The 23628-nt window shown below is 66.3% G+C and carries 23 protein-coding genes; 9 read left to right on the forward strand and 14 right to left on the reverse strand.

Annotated elements, in window-relative coordinates; translation table 11 throughout:
* Positions 1-8: 8 nt before the first annotated feature.
* Positions 9-941: a ring-cleaving dioxygenase gene (locus SCD90_RS08880; RefSeq protein ID WP_319844300.1), complete on the reverse strand. Its 933-nt coding sequence runs from the start codon at positions 939-941 to the stop codon at positions 9-11.
* A gap of 116 nt (positions 942-1057) precedes the next feature.
* On the opposite strand from SCD90_RS08880, the gene SCD90_RS08885 reads away from it, so the two are divergent.
* Positions 1058-1957: a LysR family transcriptional regulator gene (locus tag SCD90_RS08885; protein ID WP_319844301.1), complete on the forward strand. Its 900-nt coding sequence runs from the start codon at positions 1058-1060 to the stop codon at positions 1955-1957.
* 250 nt (positions 1958-2207) lie between these two features.
* On the opposite strand, the gene SCD90_RS08890 is transcribed toward SCD90_RS08885, so the two are convergent.
* The 12 genes from SCD90_RS08890 to uxuA form a co-directional block, all read right to left on the reverse strand.
* A complete protein-coding gene (locus SCD90_RS08890) occupies positions 2208-3056 on the reverse strand; it encodes a sugar phosphate isomerase/epimerase family protein (protein ID WP_319844302.1) in 849 nt (282 codons plus the stop codon).
* 49 nt (positions 3057-3105) lie between these two features.
* Entirely contained in the window at positions 3106-4386 is a 1281-nt protein-coding gene (locus SCD90_RS08895) for a TRAP transporter large permease (RefSeq protein WP_319844303.1), read from the reverse strand.
* Complete coding sequence (locus tag SCD90_RS08900) at positions 4380-4886, reverse strand: TRAP transporter small permease (protein WP_319844304.1); 507 nt, start codon at positions 4884-4886, stop codon at positions 4380-4382. Before SCD90_RS08900 ends, SCD90_RS08895 begins: the two co-directional genes overlap by 7 nt.
* A 22-nt stretch (positions 4887-4908) precedes the next feature.
* Entirely contained in the window at positions 4909-5901 is a 993-nt protein-coding gene (locus SCD90_RS08905; protein WP_319844305.1) for a C4-dicarboxylate TRAP transporter substrate-binding protein, read from the reverse strand.
* A 58-nt stretch (positions 5902-5959) separates the two neighbouring features.
* Positions 5960-7054: an Ldh family oxidoreductase gene (locus SCD90_RS08910; RefSeq protein ID WP_319844306.1), complete on the reverse strand. Its 1095-nt coding sequence runs from the start codon at positions 7052-7054 to the stop codon at positions 5960-5962.
* Positions 7051-7794: an SDR family oxidoreductase gene (locus tag SCD90_RS08915; RefSeq protein ID WP_319844307.1), complete on the reverse strand. Its 744-nt coding sequence runs from the start codon at positions 7792-7794 to the stop codon at positions 7051-7053. The genes SCD90_RS08910 and SCD90_RS08915 overlap by 4 nt, the downstream gene beginning before the upstream one ends.
* A gap of 20 nt (positions 7795-7814) precedes the next feature.
* Positions 7815-8690 (reverse strand): SDR family oxidoreductase, encoded by an 876-nt coding sequence (locus SCD90_RS08920; RefSeq protein ID WP_319844308.1) that lies wholly within the window; start codon positions 8688-8690, stop codon positions 7815-7817.
* A complete protein-coding gene (locus SCD90_RS08925) occupies positions 8687-9499 on the reverse strand; it encodes a sugar phosphate isomerase/epimerase family protein (protein ID WP_319844309.1) in 813 nt (270 codons plus the stop codon). Before SCD90_RS08925 ends, SCD90_RS08920 begins: the two co-directional genes overlap by 4 nt.
* A gap of 81 nt (positions 9500-9580) precedes the next feature.
* A complete protein-coding gene (locus SCD90_RS08930) occupies positions 9581-10321 on the reverse strand; it encodes a GntR family transcriptional regulator (RefSeq protein WP_319844310.1) in 741 nt (246 codons plus the stop codon).
* A complete protein-coding gene (locus SCD90_RS08935) occupies positions 10318-11454 on the reverse strand; it encodes a mandelate racemase/muconate lactonizing enzyme family protein (RefSeq protein WP_319844311.1) in 1137 nt (378 codons plus the stop codon). Before SCD90_RS08935 ends, SCD90_RS08930 begins: the two co-directional genes overlap by 4 nt.
* Before the next feature lie 126 nt (positions 11455-11580).
* Positions 11581-13107, reverse strand: a complete 1527-nt coding sequence (locus tag SCD90_RS08940) for a UxaA family hydrolase (RefSeq protein ID WP_319844312.1) — start codon at positions 13105-13107, stop codon at positions 11581-11583.
* Between the two features lie 189 nt (positions 13108-13296).
* The gene (gene uxuA, locus SCD90_RS08945; protein ID WP_319844313.1) at positions 13297-14493 is read right to left on the reverse strand and encodes a mannonate dehydratase; all 1197 of its coding nucleotides are present in this window, start codon (positions 14491-14493) and stop codon (positions 13297-13299) included.
* A 228-nt stretch (positions 14494-14721) separates the two neighbouring features.
* Here uxuA and SCD90_RS08950 point away from each other — a divergent pair, with 228 nt between their 5' ends.
* Genes SCD90_RS08950 through eda form a run of 5 tightly spaced genes read left to right on the forward strand, consistent with a single transcriptional unit; the run spans position 14722 to position 19910 of the window.
* Entirely contained in the window at positions 14722-15429 is a 708-nt protein-coding gene (locus SCD90_RS08950) for a GntR family transcriptional regulator (protein WP_319844405.1), read from the forward strand.
* Positions 15430-15440: 11 nt separating this feature from the next.
* The gene (gene uxaC / locus SCD90_RS08955) at positions 15441-16847 is read left to right on the forward strand and encodes a glucuronate isomerase (protein ID WP_319844314.1); all 1407 of its coding nucleotides are present in this window, start codon (positions 15441-15443) and stop codon (positions 16845-16847) included.
* The gene (locus SCD90_RS08960) at positions 16844-18334 is read left to right on the forward strand and encodes a mannitol dehydrogenase family protein (RefSeq protein ID WP_319844315.1); all 1491 of its coding nucleotides are present in this window, start codon (positions 16844-16846) and stop codon (positions 18332-18334) included. Before uxaC ends, SCD90_RS08960 begins: the two co-directional genes overlap by 4 nt.
* Entirely contained in the window at positions 18331-19275 is a 945-nt protein-coding gene (locus tag SCD90_RS08965) for a sugar kinase (protein WP_319844316.1), read from the forward strand. Before SCD90_RS08960 ends, SCD90_RS08965 begins: the two co-directional genes overlap by 4 nt.
* The gene (gene eda / locus SCD90_RS08970) at positions 19272-19910 is read left to right on the forward strand and encodes a bifunctional 4-hydroxy-2-oxoglutarate aldolase/2-dehydro-3-deoxy-phosphogluconate aldolase (protein WP_319844317.1); all 639 of its coding nucleotides are present in this window, start codon (positions 19272-19274) and stop codon (positions 19908-19910) included. The genes SCD90_RS08965 and eda overlap by 4 nt, the downstream gene beginning before the upstream one ends.
* 17 nt (positions 19911-19927) lie before the next feature.
* Here the strand turns inward: eda and SCD90_RS08975 are convergent, their stop codons facing one another.
* Positions 19928-20635 carry a GntR family transcriptional regulator gene (locus SCD90_RS08975; protein WP_319844318.1) on the reverse strand — a complete coding sequence of 236 codons (708 nt, stop codon included), beginning with the start codon at positions 20633-20635 and terminating at the stop codon, positions 19928-19930.
* A 102-nt stretch (positions 20636-20737) separates the two neighbouring features.
* Between SCD90_RS08975 and SCD90_RS08980 the strand changes: the two genes are divergently transcribed.
* The 3 genes from SCD90_RS08980 (at position 20738) to SCD90_RS08990 (ending at position 23601) form a co-directional block, all read left to right on the forward strand.
* Complete coding sequence (locus SCD90_RS08980) at positions 20738-21712, forward strand: TRAP transporter substrate-binding protein (protein ID WP_319844319.1); 975 nt, start codon at positions 20738-20740, stop codon at positions 21710-21712.
* 66 nt (positions 21713-21778) lie between these two features.
* Entirely contained in the window at positions 21779-22315 is a 537-nt protein-coding gene (locus tag SCD90_RS08985; protein ID WP_319844320.1) for a TRAP transporter small permease, read from the forward strand.
* A gap of 2 nt (positions 22316-22317) precedes the next feature.
* A complete protein-coding gene (locus SCD90_RS08990) occupies positions 22318-23601 on the forward strand; it encodes a TRAP transporter large permease (protein ID WP_319844321.1) in 1284 nt (427 codons plus the stop codon).
* Positions 23602-23628 lie beyond the last annotated feature (27 nt).

Consider the following 23628-nt stretch of genomic DNA (forward strand, 5'->3'; position numbering starts at 1 on the left):
CCAATAGGTCAGGCGGCCAGCGGCGTGAGCCCCGCCTCGATGCGATCTCGCAGCGGCTCGTAGCGGGCGGGCAGCTTCAACGCCTCGCCGAGATGAGCGCGGTCCTCGTCACGGGCGAAGCCGGGTTCGTTGGTCGCGATCTCGAACAAAACCCCGCCCGGCGTGCGGAAGTAGATGGCCCAGAAGTAATCGCGGTCGATGACCGGCGTGACCTGATAGCCAGTGTCCATGAGCGCCTTGCGAACCGCGAGCTGGGTTGCGCGATCATCCACGGCGAAGGCTATGTGATGGACCGAGCCGGCTCCCTGACGTGCGCCCGGCGTCTGCGGCAGGGCTTCAAGATCGATGTGGTCCGCGCCGTTGCCGGAGGGGATCACGAAGCGGGTGGTGCTGCCCTCCGTGGCCTCGCGCTCATAGCCCATGAAGCGGAGAAGTTCCTCCGTAGCCGCGATGTCATGCAGGGTCAGGCGAGCGGCCGTGAAACCCCGGATCGCCACCTCTTCAGGCACCCCGCCGCCGGTCCATGCCGTCCTTCCGTCATCGGGCACCTCGACCAGCGCGAGGCTGTCACCGTCGGGACCGCTGAAACGAAGGCGATCCGCGCCGAAAACCTGGCTCGCCGTCATGGCGGCCACGCCGCTGGCCTTGAGCCGGTCCTGCCAGAAGGACAGCGAACCCCTGGGCACGGAGAACTGGGTTTCACCGACCTCGCCGGTTCCGGGCCGCCCCCGCATCATCTGCTCGAAGGGGAAGTAGGTCATGACCGTTCCGGCGGAGCCGATACCGTCTCCGTAGTAGAGGTGGTAGATGCTTGGCTCATCGAAGTTCACGGTCTTCTTGATACGCCGAAGTCCAAGCGTGTCGGTGAAGAACCGATTGTTCTTTCCCGCATCAGACGCCATAGACGTGATGTGGTGGATACCTCTGATATCCTTGATCATGATTGTTCCCGCCGCGCTTTCGTGATGTCTTCCTTGAGACAAAACCTAACCGCGTTGCCGGGACGCGAGAATTGCAATAATCCTTGCGACTGAATTGCGCTGGATGAAACGCCGCCATGAACGACTTCAAGGCGCTCAAGACATTCCTGATGGCGGCGGAGAAGAAGAGCTTCGCCCAAGTTGCGCGCGAGCTGGACATGACGCCGGCTGCCGTCACACGCGCCATTGCGGCCCTGGAAGCGGACCTCGGCGTGCAGCTCTTCGTAAGAACGACCCGGCAGGTGTCACTGACCGCCGATGGCGCGGTGTTCGCGGCGCAGATCAAGCCGTCCATCGAGGCCCTTGAGGCTGCACGGCGCGATGTCGTGAATGCGAACAAGGCGGATCAGGGCCGGCTCCGCATCAGTGCGCCGACCTGGCTGGGCAAGACGATCCTTCCGCCGATCCTGGCGGGATTCAAGGAGCTCCACCCCAAGATGTGCTTCGAGATCTCCCTGTCGGACGGTCTCGTCAACATCCTGGACGACGAGTACGACCTCGCCATCCGGATCTCATCGCAGCCCTCCGACAAATTCACCATCTGGCGCAAGATCTGCGTCATTCCTCGCATCCTTGTCGCAGCTCCGAACAGCCGCTTCGTGGATATGAAGCATCCGGGCGAGCTCTCCCCGGACGACTGCCTTGCCTATAACGGCGACAGCCGGCGGGAGAACTGGGTTCTCTCGGATGGCGGCTCCACGGTGAACATCTCCGCCGGCCGCGCCTTCAGCGCCAACAGCGGCGAGGTTCTGGCCGACATGGCCGCGGAGGGCTTGGGCGTAACGCTGCTGCCGGGCTTCGATATCTCGAAGCATCTGCAGGCGGGCAAACTGGTGCACGTCCTCAGGAACTGGGCGCCGCCGGACCTGTGGCTGACGCTCTACTATCCGCCCTATCAAGCCCTTCCGCCGCGTGTTGCTTTGTTCTCGAAATTCTTCGAGCAGCAGCTTCCGGCGTCGTTGCACCCGCCTTACTGATCCACTGCTGGTTCTGTCCGCTTGTCAGCAATGCGCCGCGGGATGTCCTGAAAACGACCTCTATTCAGGGGCTTGAGCAGACCTTCCCCGCTCTTGCAGCATTGATCGTTGCAGCGACCGTGATATCGAGCGCGCGGGTGAGCAGCGACTGTAGTCGCTTCCGCAGGCATCTCGCACCGCGTCGGCGGTCCGCTGTTGCCGAAGCGAACTCAACCTACCGGCGGCGCCTGCCGCCATGGAACGCTTCAGATCAAAAGCCGTTCGCCACCAACAGACGGCGCCCGTCCTCCGCAACCTCGTCCCCATGGGCAAAGAGCGGGCGCCAGGCCCCGACACCTGCAGCGATGTCGGGGTGCGAGACGGTGGATGAGAATGCCTCCACGCCGACGACGCCTTCATAGCCGACAGCCTTGAGCCGCTGCAGGAGCGGCGCGAAGTCGATCGATCCCTGGCCGAGGCGCCCGCGATGGTTCTGATCGAGCTCAAAATACGCCAGATGGGGCAAGGCCGTTTCCAGCGCGCCGAGCAGGCTGTCTTCCTCGATGTTCATGTGGAAGGTGTCGAGGTGCACCTTTACGTTGTCCGCCCCGATGAGGCCGATGAGGCGCACGGCGTCGGCTGCGGTGTTGATGAGGTTGCTCTCGTAACGATTGACGACCTCTAGCGTGAGAGTGATCCCCTTCTCTCGCGCAGCCTCGGCGACCTGATGAAGTCCCTCGGCCGCCGCCATGACGTTCTCTTCGGTGGCCGCGCGCGAGGCCTTGCCGAACGCGCTGTAGAGGATGCCTCCCATCCTCGTCGCGCCCATGTCGCGCGCCAACGAGAGAGCCGCAATGTGACGTTCGACGCCCCGCTTCCGAATGTCCGGATCGGTGCTGGAGATGTCGTTGCCGGCCTGCAGCGGCGACGTCGTCACCGGCTTGATGCCGTTGGCCCGGCACAGGGCAGCGATGGCTTCCGGCTCGATGACCTCGTGGTCGCGCAGCGGGATGGCGAGAAGGTCGTATTCATGCGCTGCGGCGCGTTCGGCGGCGAGCTTTCCGCCCTCCGTGCTCCAGCGCGGAATCCAGGTGTAGGAGTGAATGGCACGCTGGGTCACGGTGTCTCCGCGGGAGGTCGCGGGGGGACGTGCCCCCCGCTTCCAGCCCTCAATTGAACAGCAGGTTCGGCAGGAAGAGCACGGCTCCCGGCACGAAGATCAGGAACAGGGCGACAACCCCGATCGCGATCATCAGCGGGATCGATTCCCGGGTGTAGGTGCCGATCGGCACCTTGAGGATGGAGCACACGGTGTACATCGCGGCTCCCACGGGCGGCGTGAAGTTGCCGATCGTCGCTGCAACGATGAAGACGATGCCGAAGTGAACGGGATCACCACCCAGGCTGCGGACCAGCGGCAGAAAGATCGGCGTCATCATGATGATCAGCACAGTGGCATCGATGAAGCACCCGGCGACGATGACCAGCAGCACGATGATGACCATCACCGCCGACACATTGCTCGTGACGCCTGTGATGCTGCCCGAGATGACTTCCGGAATGCGCTCGAAAACGATGCCGTAACTGAAGATCGCGGACAGCGTGATGAGGAACATCACCGAACCCACGTCCCCGAGGCTGACCTCCAGAGCATGCAGGAAACCCCGGCCGTTCATCTTACGGTAGATCAGGAACCCGATGAACAGCGCGTAGACCACGGCGAAGGCGCCGATCTCCGACGGCGTGAAGATGCCCATGCGCAGCCCGGCCAGCAGGAATACGGGGAAGAGCAAGGCCCAGATGCCGCCACGGAAGGCGGTGCCGTACTCGGCCAGCGTCGGCCGGGTTGTCCGCTGGGGCGGGTAACCCCGCTTCTTCGCCGTCAGCCAGATGGCGAAGCTGAGGCCGACCCACAGCAGGATTGCCGGAAAGAAGCCGGCCGCAAAAAGGCGGCCGATAGACACCTGGCCGATGGTGCCGAACAGGATCATGCCAATGCCGGGCGGGACAATGGGGGTGAGGATCGACCCGAAGGAGATGACGCCGGCTGTAAAGCCGGGCGACATGCCCCGTCGGACCATCTCGTCGCCCAGCACGCGGGACTGCATGGCGGCGTCTGCGATGGCCGACCCGGACACACCGCCCATCAGCCCTGAAAGCAGGACCGAGACCTGCGCCAGCCCGCCTTTCATGCGGCCGGTGATGACCGATGCGAGATCCAGCAACCGCTCCGTGATGCCGGAGCGATTCATGAAGTTGCCGGCCATGATGAACAGCGGAACGGCAAGCAACGCAAAGTTCTGCGTCTGCGAGACGGTGATCTGGAACGGGATCGTGAAAGGAAGATCCGGGTTCTGCAGGAAGAAGGTAAGGCCTGCGATGCCGATCGCGAATGCCACGGGCATGCCCAGGGCCATGAAGACGAAGAAGACGATGGCGACGATTACCATGCCGACGGCACTCCTTCTTCAGCCGTGTGCACTACACGATGATCCTGCATTGCCGTCCGGATCTTCAGGACAGTGGTGATCAGCATCAGCGCGGCGCCAACGGGCAGGCTTGCCGTGACCCAGGAATAGCTGACGCCGGTGATGCCCTGGAAGCTGCGGGAGCGGCTGATCCAGGCCAGCCAGCCACCTGCGTAGATCGCGTAGCAGAGGAAGCACGCGATGACGAAGAGGTTGAAGTAGACGATTGCGCGCCGGACGGAGGGAGGAAACAGATCGACGATCAGGTCGAGCGACATCAGCGTGTTGTTCCGCCACGCGATATCTGCGCACAGGAAGCACGCCCAAGCGAAGCAGCCTGTGGCGACCTCGCCGGTCCAGTTGAGCGGATAGTGCATCATCCGCGCAACGCCGCCGCCGAAGATCACGGCAACCATGATCAGGAGGAACGTGCCGGCAAGCACAGCCTCAGCCCCGATCATGTATCGATAGAACGTTTTCATAGGTTTCCTCCCTCCGCAGAGGTTAGCGGCCCAGTTCCTTGTAGACCTGATCGCGAGCAGCCTTGAGGTTCAGCTTCTCGTAGGCCTTCTCACCTGCGGCCTTGAAGGCGGCGAGATCCACGTCGCTGACAATCGTCATGCCGCGCGACTTCAGCTTCTCGCGGTCGGTCTTGCCAGCTTCCTCCATGGCGGCGGACGCTTCGCGCCCGGCGGTCCTGCACTCCTCGACAAGCGCCGTCTGGTACTCGGCGGGCAGCTTGTTGAACCAGGCGGAACTGACGACCTCGAAGTTGATCAGCGTGATGTGACCGGTCTCGTTGGCGTATTTCAGAACCTCGTTGAGGTTGCCGGCCGTGATGTTGGGATAGACGAGTTCCGCCCCGTCGATCGCCTGCTGCTGCAGGCCGGGATAGATCTCGCCGAAGCTCATCGCCGTAGGAGAGGCGCCGAGCGCGCGGATGGACTCCTGCCAGATGGGCGCCGGCGGCGTGCGGATGCGCAGCGATGACAGGTCTTCCGGCTTGCGGACCGGCTTGTTGGTGTAGAAGTTGCGCTTGCCCTGCACCCAGTCCGAGCACACCACCTTGATGCCCTGCTTGGTGGCGAGCTCATCTTCCCACTTCTTGATGGTCTCCAGATCGCCGAGCTTGAAGGCCTCTTCCTTGCTCTCGACGAAGTAGGGGCCGTTCACCACCGCCAGCTGGGGCACGTAGTTGCCGAGCCGCGCCGCGTCCGTGTTCTGGCCGATCGCCGCGCCCTGCCGGATCTGCTCGATGATGTCTTCTTCGACGCCGAGCTGCGCGCTGTGGAACACCTCCATCTTCAGGCCGCCCTTGGTGCGCGCCTCCACGGCCTTTGCCCATTTGGTAAAGCCGATGGCGTTCGGCTCCGTCGGGCTGTGGACGTGGTTGAAGCGCAGCGTGAACTTCTCCTGCGCGAGGCTCGGGGCCGCAGCGAGGGCGCAGAGTGCCGTCGCTCCGCACAGGGCGGCAATCCAGCTGTTGAACTTGGTCATGGTGTTCTCTCCCTTTCAGCAAATCTTCTGTTTGCGTGTTGAACAAAGACCTCGAAGATCAAAGCGTCCGGCTGTTCTCCTCGAAGGGCAGGGCAACTCCGTAGGTGCCGGAGAATTCGCGGAACGCTGCTTCGGTGGCGGGGTCGATGGGTGCGCCCTCGCGATCGCGAACGTCCGCCACCTCCCACTCCCGGTCTCCGGGGGCCAGCACACGGGCGCCCGGACGGGCCGGCGAGGCTCTCAGGGTCTCGACATAGCGCGTCATGAGACCTGAGAATTCGTGCCTCTCGACGATGGCGTCCGGCCGGATCGCCATCACGAAGGCGCCCATGCGGCGGGGTGTGGACTTGTCCTCGCCGTTCATCGGCAGGATGTCGAAGTCGAGAGCCATTCCCGGCAGCACCGCGCACAGGATGGAGACGAGACCCGCAAGACCCGCGCCCTTGAAGCCCACCTCGTTGCCGAGCGGCGCGAGCATGTCGACATCTTCGGCGTCGAACGTGTCACGGCCTTCCTGATCGGAGGCCATGCCTTCCGGCACCGGGTGCTTCAGGCTCTTGTAGAGCTGGACGCGGTTGTACGTGATCGCGCTTGTCGCCATGTCGAGAAGCCAGGGACGGCTCCCCTCGACAGGCACCGCGCAGGCGATGGGGTTGGTGCCATGGAAACGCTGCGCACCGTCGTGGAGCCGCATGAAACTGTCGGAATGACAGAGGGAGAGGCCGATAAAGCCGCGCTGCGCCGCCTCGTAGGCGAAGGCTCCGGCGGCACCGAAATGGGAGCTGTTGCGGATCGCAACCGCGCCGATCCCCAGCGTCTCCGCAAGCTCGATAGCGCGGCCCATCCCGACATAGGCGCCGAGCGCGCCATGTCCGTGATCGAGGTCGAGAGCGGCGATCGCCCCGAATTTGGAGGAGAAGCTCAAGCGGGGTGTCTTGTTGACCCGCCCGCCCTCGAGCACCGAGACGTAATGCGCGAGCAGGCGCACGCCGTGGCTGTCGACGCCCAGCCGCGTACCATGCATCATCGCCCGCGTGACGGCATCGCATGTAGGCGCGTCGGCGCCCACCGCCGCGAGAACGTCCCGGCAGAACCGGTCCAGCCTGTCCAGGGAGACGATCTGAGGGGCCGGAGATGGCGTGCCTTCGCTCACAGGGTCTGCCCTCCGTCGATGACGAGGATCGTGCCCGTCATGAAGCTCGATTCATCGCTGGCGAGGTAAACCGCGGCCTTCGCCATCTCGTCCGGCGTGCCGAGGCGCCCCATGGCCTGACGCGCGATGAAGGCCTGGCGCGTCGCCTCCGGGTCTGCGGTTGCGGAAATCCGCTCGTCCAGCGAGGGCGATTGCGTGGTGCCCGGACACAGGGCGTTGCACCGGATGCCTTCCCCGATGAAGTCCCGGGCCACGGCCTTGGTGAGGCCAATCAACGCGGCCTTGCTGGTGCCGTAGGCCGCGCGGTTTGCGACACCCGAGATCGAGGAGGCAACCGAGGCGATGTTGACGATCGAGCCCCGCCGGCGCGCGATCATTCCGGGAAGCACCGCCTGCAGCAGGTGGTAACAGGCCGTGACGTTCTGGTCGAAGCTGCGCTGCCAGTCCTGCGGCGTGCAGTCGAGTATGGTGCCGTTGTGCACCCAGGCCGCGCAGTTCACGAGGATGTCGATCTCGCCGCCGGCGGACACCACGTCCATCACCTGCTGCCGGTCCGTCACGTCGAGTTCCGTCGGGGAGATGCGCGGTGAAATCGCCGGCAGGTCTGCCATCTTCGCGCCCGTCCGGCTGGCGGCGATGACCTCGGCTCCCTCGGCCGCAAAGGCGAGCGCGATGGCCCGGCCGATCCCCTGCCCCGCCCCAGTCACGAGGGCCCGCTTTCCCTGCAACCGCTCAGTCATGCCCTGTTCTCCGTTTCGCATCAGACACCCGCATAGGCCATGAAGCCGCCATCCACCGGCACCGTGATCCCGGTGACGAAGCCGGAGCGCTGCTCATCCACCAGCCACAGCAGCGTTCCCAGCAGGTCCTCCGGGGTGCCAAGCCGGCGCATCGGCGTGCGGCTCAGGACTTTCTCTGCGCGCGGCGTGAAGGAGCCATCAGGCTGGGTCAGCAGCGCCCGGTTCTGCTCGGTGAGGAAGAAGCCCGGCGCGATGGCGTTGACCCGGATGCCGACATCCGCGAGATGCACCGCGAGCCACTTCGTGATGCTGTCGACGCCTGCCTTTCCGGCGGAGTAGGCCGGCACCTTGGTGATGGGCACCTGCGCCGCCATCGACGAGATGTTGATGACGCTTGCACCGGGACGGTCGATCATGCCGCGCGCAAAGACCTGCGTCGGCAGCCATGTCCCCAGCAGGTTGAGATCGAGCACATGGCCGAACCCTTCCGAAGTGATGTCGAAGAAGGTCTGCACCGTCTCGTCGTCGAGGTCGGACGCCTTCAGCACCTCCGTACCCGTGTTGCCCTTGGGATGCCCGCCGCCCGCGCCGTTGATCAGAATGTCCGCCGGGCCGAACGCGTCTCCCACCTCGATGTGCAACCGGGCGAGCGCCGCCGGATCGAGAACGTCGCAGGAAAACGCGCGCGCCGTGCCGCCGCTGGACGCGATGGCACGCACCACATCGTCGCTCTTCTCCAGCGAGCGTCCGACCACCGCCACCTTGACCCCGTGGCGTGCGAGTTCCACGGCCATGGCGCCGCACAGGACGCCGCTGCCGCCCGTCACCACCGCAACGCGACCGGCGAGCTGTGCCTGCAGGGCGAAGGCCGGGGGCTGCTGGCGTGCGTCCGTCACAGGCAGCCTTTCAGGAAGCGCTGCGCCTGGCGCGCCGCAGTGTCGGGGTCGGGCAATCCCAGGCACTCGACCGAGAGGACACCGGTGTAGCCGGCGTCTTTCAGAGCGGAGATGGTTCCTCCAAAATCGTAGTGCGCGGTGCCGGGTGCTCGCCGGTTGCTGTCGGCGACATGGACGTGGCCGATGCGCGACCCTGCCGCAGCGATGTTCGCCGCGATCCGGTCCTCCTCGACATTCATGTGAAAGGTGTCGATGTGGAGCTTCAGCCGATCGGAGCCGAAGCCCTCGATGAACGTTGTGGTTTCCGCGAGGGTGTTGAAGATGTCGCTCTCGTAGCGATTGACCGCCTCCAGCACGAGCGTGACCCCGGCCCTCTCGGCGCGGGCGATGAGGTGGCGCAACGCCTCCGTAAGACGCTGGAGGTAGAGGGTGCGCTCCCCGACATCGCGCACCTGCCCCTTGATCAGACCGATGATGACCACGCAGTCCAGCCGCGCAGCGAGATCGATGAAGTGCTCGAGCCGATGGAGCGCCGTCGCACGCTTGGGCTCCTCGGGATGAACGAGGGTCACGCCGTCGCGCAGGAAGGCAAGGCCCGTCCCTATCGAGGACACGCGGATGCCGGCGTCACGGCAGCCCTCGAGGATAGCCTCCGCGTCGACTTCGGCGGGGTCCGCGATGTGGAGTTCGATAGCGTCGAAGCCGAGCTCGGCCGCGTGGGGAATGGACTGGGCGAAGGGCCCGCGCAGCACGAAGGGCGCGCCAGGCGCCGCCTCTTCCACTGCCGTGATCGCCAAAGACAAACTCATTGAGCGGCCTCCCAACCGATTCCTGCGCTCTGCGCGGCGCTTCTCTTGTTCCGTTGCCGCCTTTGGCGGTGTTTCGGCTCGCTAGACGAAGATCTCCCTATGTCGGGCGAAGATTTCCTCGCGGAATTCTTCGAGCATCTTCAAGTGCAGACGCAGCTCCTCTGTGGTGCGCTCCACATCGTTCTTGCGGATCGCGTCGAGGATCTTCCAGTGACCGTCGATCGCTTCCTGTTCGTGATGGGCTTCCTGCAGTTCGAGGTAGCGCACCCGGTTGAGATGGGCGCGCACGTCGTGGATGAACGACAGGAGGATGGCGTTTCCCGCCAGATCGAGAATGACGTTGTGAAAGGCGACGTCGAGCTGGGTGAACGCGAGATAATCCCTGCTGACGACGGTTCCTTCCTGCTGGCGCAGGATGTCGAGGATCTTGCGTTCCGCTTCCTGGTAGACGGGATCCGCGGCGTTCCAGGCTTTCGCCACTTCGCCGAACGCGCTGATCTCCAGGCTTTCCCGCACGAACTGCGCCTGTTTCACCTTTGCGATCGACAGCTCCGCCACGAGGGCGCCGCGCTGCGGCAGGATCTGGAGCAGATCCTCGTGCGACAATTGCAGAAAGGCCTGGTGCACAGGCGTGCGGCTGACGCCCAGCTCCTCGGCAACGGCGACTTCCGAGATCAGGCTGCCCGGCCGGTAGACAAGCGTCACGATGCGCTTGCGCAGCTCGTCATAGACGAGGGTGTCGAGCGTCGTGCGCGGCACCAGCAGCGGTGTCACCTTGCCGCCGGGACGCCGCTTAGGCATCTGGCTTGCGACGGAATTCATTTGCTGCCTCCCATGAAGGCCGCGCGGGCGCGTTCGCCTGTCAGCTCGTGCGGCTTCAGGGCGGCCTTGTTCAGCACGATCCCGTGGCCCGGGCGGTCGGGCGGCACGCCGATGCCGTTCACGACGGCGATAGGCTCTTCCAGGAGGCCGAGTTCGGTCAGGCTGCCGCCGATGACGTTTTCCAGCATGAAGGCATTGGGAACGCCGCACAGGAGATGCAGCGACAACTCCATCATGAAGTGCGGCGCGACAGGGCGGCCGAACGCCTGCGCCAGATGGGCGATCTTGAGCCATTCGGTGATGCCGCCGACGAAGGCGACGTCCGCCTGAACGATGTCGACGGCATCCGCGCGCAGATACTCCAGCACCTGATGGCGGCTGTAGAGGCTCTCTCCCAAAGCGATGGGCGTGCGGATGGCGCGGCGCAGGGCGGCGTGCCCGGGCACGTCGTTGTAGAGCAAAGGCTCCTCGATCCAGCCAAGGTTGAACGCGTCGAGCTGCGGGGCTTTCACGATCGCCTCCGACGCGCTCCATTTCTGGTTGAGGTCGACGAACAGCCGGCCCGAGGGGCCGAGCGCCTCCCGCACCCGCGCCACTCGCTCCAGATCCTCGGCGAAATCCTCTTTGCCGACCTTGATCTTGACCGCGCCGTAACCGCGATCCCGATAATCCGCGATGCGCGCGACGAGATCCTCGACCCGGTCCTCGGCGCTCAGATTGATCTCGCTGATGTAGGCCGGGATGCTGTCGCGGGCGCCGCCGAGCAGCTTATGGAGCGGCTGGCCGGTGCTCTTGCCGATGAGGTCCCACACCGCGATGTCGAACGCCGCGATGGCCATGGAATTGAGCCCAAGGCCAAGGCGGCGCGACTGGCGGTTGAGCCGCTCCCAGATCCGCTCGTAGTCGCGGGCATCCATGCCGAGCACAAGATTGGCGAGATAATCCCGCGCGAGGCTCAGCATGGCCGTGCCGCCGATGTCGACGGTGTAGCTCAGCCCCATGCCCCGCAGGCCGCTTCGTGTCTGCAGTTCGACCACGAGGAATTCGAGCCTTCCGACGCGGTTCGTCGCGTCTTCCCACGGCGAAGCCGGCGGGAGACTGTAGGCCTGAACATCAACGTGCGTGATCTGCATGAGCGGCTTTCGTGACCGGCGCAGCCAAGCTTGCACACTTGCATGCAAGCTGCAAGCGAGGTCGGCCCTCCACGGGGAGACATTCCAGAAGCGATGCTGTCTGACCCCTGCCGACGCGTGCGCGGCCTACATCACCGCGCCGATTTGCCAGGGCACGAATTCGTTGCGGCCATAGCCCAGCAGTTCCGATTTCGTCCGCTCGCCGGATGCCACCGCCAGCACGGCCTCGAAGATCTCACGGCCCTTATCCTCAAGGCTGACGCCTTCGATGATGTCCCCGCAATTGAGATCCATGTCGTCGGTCATGCGGGCATAGAGTTCGCTGTTGGTGGCGAGCTTGATCGTCGGCACCGGCTTGCCTCCATAGGCGGAGCCGCGGCCGGTTGTGAAACACAGGATGTTGGCGCCGCCGGCAACCTGCCCGGTGGCCGCCACCGGGTCATACCCCGGCGTGTCCATGTAGACGAAGCCCTTGCGGTCGATGCGCTCGGCATAGCGGTATACGCCGCGCAACGTGGAATTGCCGCCCTTGGCGACGGCGCCGAGCGACTTCTCCAGAATGGTCGTCAGCCCGCCAGCTTTGTTGCCGGGCGACGGATTGTTGTTCATCTCCCCGCCGTTGCGCTGCGTGTATTCTTCCCACCAGTGGATAAGATCGACGATCTTCTGGCCCACTTCCGCGCTCTCGGCGCGGCGGGTCAGCAGGTGTTCGGCGCCGTAGATTTCCGGCGTTTCCGACAGGATTGCGGTGCCGCCCTGCCGCACCAGCATGTCGGCCGCGATGCCGAGAGCCGGATTGGCGGTGAGGCCGGAATAGCCGTCTGACCCGCCGCATTGCAGGGCAAGGGTCAACTCGCGGGCTGGCAGGGGTTCACGGATCGACCGCGCGGCGAAGGGGAGCATCCCCCTGATGCGCGCCACACCCGCCTCGACGGCTTTCCGCGTTCCGCCGATCTCCTGGATCGTCAGCGACTGGAAATGATCGCCCTCGGCGATCTTGTAGGTGTCCTTCATGCGCGGGATCTGGAACACCTCGCAGCCGAGACCAACCAGAAGTGTGGCTGCGAAATTGGGATGGCTGGCATAGCCCCATTGCGTGCGCGACAGCACGTCGAAGGCCTCGCCCCGCCCGGCCATGCCGCAGCCCTGGCTGTGGGGCAGCGGCACGATGCCGTCGATGCCGGGATAATCGGAGAGGATACCCGAGCGCGTGATCTCGTCGGCGATGTAGTCGACGACCGTTGCGGAGCAATTCACCGAGGACAGAATGCCAATATAGTTCCGGGTGCCGGTGCGGCCATCGGCCCGCCGGAACCCCTTGAAGAAGGCGGGCACCTCGCCCTGCCGCAACTCCTCCACCGGTCCGGCTTCGGCCGCAAAGGCATAGTCGCGCTGGAAGTCGTCTCCCATCGTCACGTTCTTCTCATGCACCCATTCACCGGGGCGAATGTCCTCCGCGGCAAAGCCGATGGTCTGGCCGAACTTGAGTATCGGTTCACCCCGGAAAATGGCGCGACTGGCAACCTTGTGGCTGCGGGGCACCCGCGCCAGCGCGACCACGCCGGACTCCACAGCTGTGCCGGCAGGCAGGTCCGCGATCGCCACCACCACATTATCCTGCGGGTTGAGGCGCAGCGTCTTCTTCACCGTCATGTCAGACCTCCAGGATCGCGTCGATCACGCCGGCATCCGGTTGTGGCCAATCAAAGAACGACCTGATGCCAGTCATCGTGGCGGCCGCGCGAGGTCCTAAGGCTGCGCATTCCGGCTGAGGGAGCAGGCGACCGGGCGTGTCGCAGACCACGGCCTTCATGGGGTGTTCTCTCCGGGTCCGCATCAAGGTCACCTCAGTCCGAACTCCGCATGTGCGAGGGCGCGCTCGATGCCCCTGAGTTCCGCAAGCCCCTTCAGCCGGCCAATGGCGGGATAGCCGGGCTGGGCACCGCGCGTCATGTCGTCGAGTATTTCCTGACCGTGATCCGGCCGCATGGGGATGCGGTGATCCTCCCTGCCCTCCGACCGGCGCCGCTTTTCCTCCGCCAGGAGAGCCGCGATGACGGCCACCATGTCGGTGCCGCCCTCCAGATGCTCGTCCTCGAAGAAGGAGCATGGCACGCCCTCTTCGTCACGGGTGACGTTGCGCAGGTGCACGAAGTGGATCCGTGATGCGAAGCGGGCTGCAATCGCAGGCAGATCGTTGTCCGCGCGTGCGCCAAGTGACCCCGTGCACAAGGTGACGCCGTTTGCGGGGCGGTCGACGGCCTCCAGCATATAGGAATAGTCGGCTTCCGTGGAAAGGATGCGCGGCAGGCCGAGCAGCGGCCACGGCGGATCGTCTGGATGCGCGCAGATATTGATGCCGACCTCTTCGGCAACGGGGACGACCTCGCTGAGGAAGTCGATGAGGTGAGCCTGCAGCCTGCCGCGGTCGACGCCCTGATAGGAGCGCAGCTTGTCCAGCAATTGCTGCAGCGTGTAGCCGTCCGCCGAGCCGGGCAGACCGGCGCCGATGTTGCGGCCGAGCGCGGAAATCCGCCCATCCGGCATCTCCGCAAAGCGCCGGGCCGCAGCCTCCACCAGCCGTTCCGGGTAATCCCGGACGGCATCTGGTCGCGCCAGAATGTGGATGTCGAAGGCGATGAAGTCGGTGAGGTCGAAGCGCATCGCGCGCGCACCGTGGCGGGTTTCCCAGCGCAGGTCCGTGCGCGTCCAGTCCAGCACGGGCATGAAATTGTAGCACACCGTGCGAATGCCGCTGGCCGAGAGGCGCCGTAGCGTCTCCTGCCAGTTGGCAATATGCGTGCGCCAATCCCCGCTCTGGGTCTTGATCTCTTCCGAGACGGGCACGCTTTCCACCACGTCCCACACCAGACCGCCGGTCCTGATCTCATCATGGCGCCGGAGGATTTCACCGGTCGGCCACACGGCGCCGGTCGGGATGTGGTGCAGCGCGCTGACAATGCCCTCCGCGCCGGCCTGCGCTGCGTCCCGGACCATTACCTTGTCGACCGGCCCGAACCATCGCCACGTATGTCTCATCCCATGTCCTTCAGTTGTTCGTCCTGCGAGCCGGGTCGATCTGCACCCTTCAGGCGCCGGACCGGTCCTTAGCCTGTTCGAAGTTTTCCAGCGCGCCACTGAACGGGAAGAGGCGCGACTCTCGCACTCCGCACGCCGAGATCGTTCTCCAGAGCGCTGAGGGCGCTTGCCCTCTCGATATACTAATATATGAGTAACTGAAGATATAGATGGAGTGATGGCTTGGCCGTGCAGTTCGATGGCTTGGAGCGTGTGGATCTCCGCGCGGTGCCAATCTCGGCGCGGGTCCACGAGGTCCTGCGAAAGGCGATCACCAACGTTGAACTTCTGCCGGGCGCTCCCGTATCCGAGAAAGAGCTGTGCGAGCGCTACGGCGTGAGCCGCACGCCTGTCCGCGAGGCGCTCCTGCGGCTGGCGGACGAGCGGCTGGTGGACATCTTCCCCCAGCGCGGCACCTTCGTTTCACGAATACGGCTGGACAGCGTGCAAGACGGCATGGTGATCCGGCAGGCCCTCGAACGCGCCTCGGTGCGCAGGGCCAGCTCGCGAGCGACGCCGGCGGACATCGCCGGATTGCGCATCTCTTTGGCACGCCAGCGAGCCAGCAATCTCGCCGCCGACTTCGCGGTTTTCCACGCCGAGGACGAGGGCTTTCACCAGAGGATCGCGGACCTTTCGGGCCATCCCAGCCTGTGGCGTGTGGTGCGGCAGGAGAAGGTGCAGATCGACCGTTGCCGCGTCCTCCATCTGCCGCTGTCGAGCCGGCGCGAGGATGTCATCGCCGAGCACGCCGCCATCGTGGATGCGCTGGAGCGTAACGACCCCGACGCCGCCGAGCACGCCATGCACGCCCATCTCGCCGGCGTGCTGCCCGGCATCGACGAGCTTCTCGAGCTCCACCCCGATTACTTCGACTCCCTTCCGAACCGCACCTGAGAGAGCGCCGCGTGCTGCACCCGGACCGCCTGTTCCCATCCGATCCGACGACACGGGCTATAGCCCGCCGGCTCTACGACGGCGTCGCCGGCCTGCCGATCGTGTCGCCGCACGGCCACACCGACCCGCGCTGGTACGCGGAGAACGAGCCCTTCGCCGATCCCGCCGCGCTGTTCGTGGTTCCCGACCACTACATCTTCCGCATGCTCTACAGTCAGGGCGTGGCGCTGGAAGACCTCGGCGTTCCCGCCCGCCCGGGCAGCGGCATCCGCGTCGAGACCGACCCGCGCGCGATCTGGCGCCGCTTCGCCGAAAACTGGCACCTGTTCCGCGGCACCCCGACCCGGCTGTGGCTGGAGCACGCCTTCGAAACCTTGTTCGGCCTCGGCGCGCCGCTCTCCGCCAAGACCGCCGACCTCTACTACGACACCATCGCGGAGGCCCTGCCGCGCCCCGAGTTCCGGCCGCGCGCGCTGTTCGAGCGTTTCAACATCGAGGCGATCGCCACCACCGAGAGCCCGCTCGACGACCTGCGCTGGCACCGCATGATCCGCGAATCCGGCTGGAGCGGCCGCGTCGTCACCGCCTACCGCCCCGATCCGGTGGTCGATCCCGACTACCCGGGCTTCCGCGCCAACCTCGAGCAGTTCGGCGATCTCACCGGCGAGGATGCCTTGAGCTGGACCGGCTATCTCGCCGCACACCGCATCCGCCGCGCCTACGTCAAGAGCTTCGGCGCAACCTCGACCGACCATGGCCACCCCAGCGCGACGACAGCCGACCTCGACCCAGCCGAGGCCGAGGCGCTGTTCCGCCGCGTCAGCAGCGGCAATGCCGCGCCCGGGGATGCGGAGCTGTTCCGCGGCCAGATGCTGACCGAGATGGCGGCCATGAGCCTGGAGGACGGACTGGTGATGCAGATCCACCCCGGCGCGGTGCGCAACCACAATCCCGGCGTCTTCGAGCGCTTCGGCCTCGACAAGGGTGCCGACATCCCCTCGCGCACCGATTACGTGCGGGCACTGAAGCCGCTGCTCGACCGCTTCGGCAACGAGCGCGACCTCACGATCATCCTCTTCACGCTCGACGAGACCGCCTACTCGCGAGAACTGGCCCCGCTGGCGGGGCATTACCCCGCACTGCGGCTTGGCCCCGCCTGGTGGTTCTTCGACGCCCCCGGCGGCATGCGCCGCTTCCGCGACCTGACGACGGAGACGGCGGGCTTCTACAACACCGTCGGCTTCAACGACGACACCCGCGCCTTCCCCTCCATCCCGGCCCGTCACGACGTGTCCCGCCGCGTCGATTGCGGCTTCCTCGCCGAACTGGTCGCCACCCACCGCCTCGGCGAGGACGAAGCCCACGAGACGGCTCACGACCTCGCCTACCGCCTCGCCAAGAAGGCCTATCGCCTATGACCGCCCACCTCTCCCGCCAGACCCTCCCGAACCTGCCGCCGGATGTGCAGCAGCCGGGCTACGACATCGCCGCCCAGAAGATCGGCATCGTCCATCTGGGCATCGGCGCCTTCCACCGCGCCCACCAGGCCGTCTATGTCGATGACCGCATGGCGGCCGGCGAACGCGACTGGGCGATCCTCGGCGTCAGCCTGCGCTCGCCGGACACGCGCGACGCGCTGGAGCCGCAGGACGGGCTCTACACCGTGCTGGTGCGCGGGGGCGAGGGCGTGCAGCCGCGCGTCATCGGCTCGGTGCAGGGCGTGCTGGTGGCGCCAGAGGATCCCGAGGCGGTGCTGCGCGCCATGGTCGATCCCGCCGTCCGCATCGTCTCGCTCACGGTGACGGAGAAGGGCTATTGCCACGATCCCGCGACGGGCACGCTGCGCGAGAACCATCCCGACATCGTCCACGATCTCGAGGTGCCGCTGACGCCTCGCAGCGCGCCCGGACTGCTGGTGGAGGCGCTGCGCCGCCGCCGCGCCAACGGCACCGTGCCGTTTACCGTGCTGTGCTGCGACAACCTTCCGAGCAATGGCCGCACCGTGCGCCGCGTCGTCGTGCGCCTCGCCGAACTGCTGGATGCCGATCTCGCGGCCCACATCGCGGCCGACGTCGCGTTCCCCGCCACCATGGTGGACCGCATCGTGCCCGCCACCACGGCCGCAGATCGCGACTTCATCACCGAACGCCTCGGCGTGGACGACGCCTGGCCGGTATCGACAGAGCCGTTCAGCCAGTGGGTCATCGAGGACAGCTTCCCGACCGGCCGCCCGCGTTTCGAACTGGCCGGCGCCGAACTCGTCACCGAGGTCGAGCCCTACGAGGCCATGAAGCTGCGCCTCCTCAACGGTTCGCATTCAACCCTGGCCTATCTCGGCTATCTCGCCGGTCATGAGACCATTGCCGACACCATGGCCGATCCGGCCTTTGCGCGGCTGGTGCGCGGCCTCATGGACGAGGAGGTCACGCCCACCCTGCAGGTTCCGCCGGGCGCCGATCTCGCGGGCTACAAGGCCTCGCTGATCGCCCGGTTCGAGAACACCGCTCTGCGCCACCGCACGTGGCAGATCGCCATGGACGGTTCGCAGAAGCTGCCCCAGCGCCTGCTCGGCACGGCGCGGGAGCGGCTGGCGGCGGGCGGCTCCATTGCCCGCATCGCGCTCGGTGTCGCGGCCTGGATGCGCTACGTCACCGGCGTGGACGAGAACGGCGCCGGGATCGACGTGCGCGACCCGCTCGGTGAGCGGCTTCGCGCGATTGCGGACGCCGCCGGCCCGGACGCCGCGCGCCTCGCCCCCGCGCTGCTCGGCGTCCGCGAGATCTTCGGCGAGGACCTGCCGAACGAGCCGCGCTTCACCCGTCCGGTCGAGGAAGCCCTGGCCTCCCTGTTCGCGCGCGGGTCTGCCGCCACGGTCGAGGCGGTCGCCTCCGGGACCGGCGCATGAAGCGCCTCGACATCCTGTGCATCGGCGAGCCCCTGATGGAGTTCGCCGAGGTGAAGCGCGCGGGCGAGCGGCTGATGCTGCCGGGCTTCGGAGGCGATGTGATGAACGTCGCGGTGGCCGCTGCGCGTCAGGGCGGGCGGGTCGCGGCCTTCACCGCGCTCGGCGACGACACCTTCGGGCGCGAGTTCCTCGACCTTTGGGATCGCGAGGGCATCGACCGCTCCAGCGTCATCACCCGCGAGAACGGCCGCACCGGGGTCTACTTCATCACCTACGGCCCTGAGGGCCACGAGTTCACCTATGCCCGCGCCGGCTCTGCCGCGAGCCTGATGACCCCAGACGAACTGCCGCGCGATTTGCTGGAGAGCACCCGCGTCCTCCACGTCTCCGGCATCAGCCAGGCCATCAGCGCCGATGCGGCAGATGCCGTGTCCTCCGCCATCCAGCAGGCCAAGGCCGCCGGGGCGCTGGTCTCCTACGACACCAACCTTCGCCTTCGCCTCTGGCCGCTGGAGCGCGCCCGGACCGTGATCCACGCAGCCATTACCAACGCCGACATCGCCCGCCCCGGCCTCGATGACGCGCGCCAGCTCACCGGCCTCGATACCCCCGACGAGATCGTGGACTTCTATCTCAAGCTTGGCCCCCGCATCGTGGCGCTGACGCTCGGCAGCGAAGGCTGCCTCGTCGCAACCCGCGAGGAACGCCGCATCGTGCCCGGCATCCGCGTCGAGGCCGTCGACGCCTCGGGCGCGGGCGACACCTTTGGCGGCGCGTTCCTCGCCGAATACCTCCGCTCCGGCGATCCCTTCACCGCCGCGCGCCATGCCAATGTCGCCGCCGCCCTTCAGACGCGCGGCCACGGCGCCGTCGCCCCCATGCCCACGCGCGCCGAGGTGGATGCCGTCCTCGCCCCGCCCTCTTCCGGAACCCCGTCATGATCGACCACAACCAGTCCCTGCGCGACCTCCTCGCCCGCGCACCGGTCATCCCGGTGCTGACGTTCGAAACGCCGGAGGAGGCCATCGCCATCAGCGGCGCGCTGATCGACGGTGGGCTCGACGTGCTGGAGGTGACGTTGCGCACGCCGCGCGCGCTGGAGGTCATCGCAGCCCTGGCCTCTGAATTCCCCGATGCCTGGGTAGGCGCCGGCACCGTGCTGGCGATCGAGCAGGCCCGTGCGGCACAGGAGGCCGGGGCACGCTTCCTCGTGTCGCCCGGCAGCACCGAGACGCTGCTGCGCGAGGGCGCCGATTTCCCGCTGCCCTGGCTGCACGCCGCCGTCACCGCGTCGGAGGTCATGCGCCTGCGCGAGCATGGCCGCCGCGTGCTGAAGTTCTTCCCGGCCGAGCAGGCCGGCGGCGCGGCGGTGCTGAAGGCGTGGGCGCCGGTGCTGCAGGACGTGATGTTCTGCCCCACGGGCGGCGTCGATGCCGCCAAGGCCCCGGCCTACCTGGCCTTGCCGAACGTCGGTGCGGTGGGCGGTTCGTGGATCGTGCCGGCGGATGCGGTCAAGGCGCGCGATCTCGCCCGCATCACCGATCTGGCGCGTGCGGCGAAGGCGCTGCGCCCCTGATCGATGCCCGTGCTGCCCTAGTCAAACAGATCGGGGTAGTCGGTCTCCAGCTGCGGCAGCGCGCGCAGGATTTCCATGAGGTGCGCGCGCATAGCGGCGGCAGCATCGTCCTCGTCGCGGCGGTCGATGGCGCTCATGATGGCGCGGTGCTGCTCGATCAGCGGCAGCATGGCGTCCGGACCGGGCAGGGTCAGCTGGCACACGCGGTCCATGTGCGCCTTCATGTCCCGCGCCATCGTCCACGCGAGAGGGCAGCCCGCGCCCTCGGCCAGCGCCTGATGGAACATCTCGTCATAGCGCTTGAAGGCGCCATGCTCTCCGCGCGTCGCGACCTTCTCCTGCATGTCGATGATGTCGTCGATGCGCACGCGTGTCTGCGTGTCGAAGGAGGTGCAGGCCCGCCGTGCGACGGCGGTCTCGACAGCCTCGCGCACGAAGCGCGCCTCGATCATCTTCCGCACGGTGATCTTGGCCACCACGGTGCCGCGCTGCGGCAGGATCTCGACGAGTTGGCGCTGCGCCAGCGAGATGAAGGCCTCGCGGACGGGCTGGCGCGACACTCCGGACTTCTGCGCGATGTCCTGTTCCGACAGCCGGGTGCCGGGGCGCAGCTCAAGCGTCATGATGGCCTGCAGAAGCTCAGCCTCGATGCGCTGGGCCGCTGAGAAATAGGGCGCGGCTTCGAATCTTTCCTCCAAAAGCTGGCCCTCCCGATTGTCTTGCATACTCTTTCCTACTACCATACCACATTCAAGAGGGGTCGGTCATACGGCCCTCGAACTTGAAGAATGGCGTCAACGAACGCCACGCCCGGAGGAGCACATACCATGATCAGCAGACGCACCCTCATCGGCGCGGCATTCGCGCTTGCCGCCGCCACCACAGCGGGTCACGCCCAAGTCACCCTTCGCTCCGCCGACATCCATCCGGATGGCTACCCGACGGTCGAGGCCGTCAAGTATTTCGGCCAGCTTGTCGAGGAACGCACCAAGGGCGCGCTCAAGGCGCAGGTGTTCAGCTCCGCTCAGCTGGGGCAGGAAAAGGACACCATCGAGCAGACCCGCTTCGGCGTCATCGATCTGAACCGCGTCAACATGGGCGCGTTCAACAACCTCATTCCCGAGACCACCGTCCCCGGCCTGCCGTTCGTCTTCAAGTCCATCGCGCACATGCGCCATGTCATGGACGGCCCGATCGGCGACGAGATCCTCAGGGCGTTCGAGCCGCACGGCCTCGTTGGCCTCGCCTTCTATGATTCCGGCGCGCGCTCCTTCTACAACAGCAAGAAGCCGATCAACTCCCCCGCCGACATGAAGGGCATGAAGATCCGCGTCCAGCAGGCGGACCTGTTCATCGCCATGGTCAACGCGCTGGGTGCCAATGCCACGCCGATGCCGGCGGGCGAGGTGTATGGCGGAATCCAGACCGGCGTCGTCGACGGCGCCGAAAACAACTGGCCGAGCTACGATTCCTTCCGCCACGCCGAGGTCGCGAAGTTCTATTCGCTGACGGAGCACTCGATGTCGCCGGAAGTGTTCGTGATGTCGAAGCTCAAATTCGACCGCCTGACGCCGGAGCAGCAGGGCATCGTCCGCGCCGCCGCCAAGGAGTCCGTCGCCAAGATGCGCGAGCTGTGGGACGCCCGCGAGAAGGCTTCCGAGGCCAAGGTGCGCGCGGCAGGCGCGCAGGTGAACACCGTCGATAAACAGCCCTTCATCGACGCCGTGCAGCCGCTCTACGCGAAGTACGCGAAGGACGCCAAGCTGAAGGACCTCGTCGCCCGCATCCAGGCGACGAACTGATCCACATTCCGCCGGGCGGGCCGGAGCGATCCGGCCCACCATCTCGTCTCGTTTGGAGATCGCGGCATGGCCAGGCTTAGGCACATCCCCGACATTCTTTCCCGCATCAGCACGGCGGCCGTCTGGCTGGCCGGCGCAGGCCTCGTCCTTATGACGGCGTTCGTCGCGTGGCAGGTCTTCGCCCGCTACGTCCTGAACGATTCCCCAAGCTGGACCGAGCCGGGCGCCCTGCTTCTGATGAGCTGGTTTATCCTGCTCGGCGCGGCGGTGGGCGTCCGAGAGGGCGTCCATCTCGGCTTCGAGACGGCGCTCCACCACGCGCCGCGCCCGCTGCGCCGCGTCATGCTGGCCACCACGGAAACCCTCGTCACGGGCTTCGGCGTCGCCATGAGCTGGTACGGCTGGCAGCTCGCCGCCTCCACCTGGAGCGCGGACATGGCCGGCCTGCCCATCCCGCAGGGCATGGATTACCTGCCGCTCGCGGTCGGCGGCGCGCTCATCGCGCTGTTCGCGCTCGAGAAATTGGCCCGCCTTCTGTTCGCCGGCGAGGAGGTTCCCCTCGTCCGCCCTGATCAACCGCATCTCGTCGCCGTCGAGGACTAGCCATGGAACTGTGGATCCTCTTCGGCGTCTTCACGCTGCTCCTCGTCATCGGGACGCCGGTCGCGTTCTGCCTCGGCATCGCGTCGCTGGCCACGGTGCTCTACATGGGCCTGCCGCCCATCGTCGTGTTCCAGCAGATCAATTCCGGCATGAATGCGTTCGCGATGATCGCGATCCCGCTGTTCATCTATGCCGGCGACCTCATGGTGCGCGGCGGCATCGCCGACCGGCTGATCCGCTTCGCCGCCAGCCTCGTCGGCCATCTCCGCGGCGGCCTCGGCCAGGTCAACATCCTGGCCTCCACCTTCTTCGGCGGCGTGTCCGGCTCGGCCATCGCCGATGCGTCGGCGGTCGGCGGCATCATGATCCCGCAGATGGCGGCGCGCGGCTATGGCCGCGACTACGCGGTCAACGTCACGGTCAACGCGGCCATCATCGCGCTGCTGCTGCCGCCGTCGCACAACATGATCATCTATTCCATCGCCGCCGGCGGCTCGGTGTCGGTGGCGGACCTGTTCACGGCCGGCATCATCCCGGGGCTCCTCCTCATGGCGGCGCTGATGATCACCGCCTGGATCGTGGCGGTACGGCGCGGCTATCCCGCGGGCGTGTTCCCCGGTTTCGCGACGGTTCTCGCCTACCTCCTCGCGGCATCCCCGGGCATCGTTCTCATCGCCATCATCTTCGGCGGCGTCCGGTCGGGCGTGTTCACCGCCACCGAGAGTTCATGCGTCGCGCTGCTCTACGCGCTGGGCATCACGGTGTTCGCCTACCGCAGCCTGAAATGGCGCGATTTCCTGGAGGCGACGCTCGCCGCGGTGCGCACCACAGCCATGGTGCTGCTGGTCATCGGCTGCGCCAGCGCCTTCGGCTGGCTGATGGCCTTCCTGCAGGTGCCGCAGGCCACCATCAGCCTGATGCGGGCGGTGTCCGACAACCCCATCATCATCCTGCTGATGATCAACATCCTGCTGCTGATCCTTGGCACCTTCATGGACATGGCGCCGATGGTCATCATCTGCACGCCGATCTTCCTGCCCGTAGTCACCGCCTTCGGCGTCAGCCCGCTGCAGTTCGGCATCGTGCTGATCCTGAACGCCGGCATCGGCCTCAACACGCCGCCGGTTGGCTCGGTTCTGTTCGTCGGCTGCGCCGTCGGCAAGATCTCGATCGGCGAGGCCATGAAGACGATCTGGCCGTTCCTCGGCGCCAGCGTCGTCGTGCTGCTGCTCGTCACCTACGTGCCGGCCCTGTCGCTGTGGCTTCCCAGCCTGTTCCACCACTAGGGCGCCGCGCCTCTTTCCTTTCCGAAC

It is taken from the genome of Terrihabitans rhizophilus, assembly GCF_033898525.1.
GTDB classification, from domain to species: domain Bacteria; phylum Pseudomonadota; class Alphaproteobacteria; order Rhizobiales; family Methylopilaceae; genus Flaviflagellibacter; species Flaviflagellibacter rhizophilus.